1 pseudogene is annotated in these 328 nt (G+C 47.6%); it reads left to right on the forward strand.

Annotated features, from left to right (window positions below):
• Positions 1 to 328, forward strand: a pseudogene (locus JWH17_RS23975) (IS1634 family transposase); the annotation flags it as partial.

Here is a 328-nt window from a genome sequence, read left to right on the forward strand (position 1 = left end):
GTAAGCCGCAAAGGAACAAAATGGCTCAACGTTTTAAAAACTCTTGTTACCTACCGTCTTATATCTCCGGGCAGTGAGTGGCGCCTGCACCGTGAATGGTTCCGCAACAGCGCCATGGCCGATCTGTCGGGAGAAGATGATGCGCTTGTGCAAAAAGATAAGCTGTACCGATGTCTGGATAAACTTGTTGACCACAAACGCGATTTTTTCAGCTTCCTCACCAATCGTTGGCACGAACTGTTCAACATCAAATTCGATGTTTTGCTGTATGACCTCACCAGCACCTATTTTGAGTGTGACCCGCCAGGGGGTGGAAAGAGAAAATTTG

This window comes from Desulfogranum marinum (assembly GCF_016918565.1).
GTDB classification, from domain to species: domain Bacteria; phylum Desulfobacterota; class Desulfobulbia; order Desulfobulbales; family Desulfobulbaceae; genus Desulfogranum; species Desulfogranum marinum.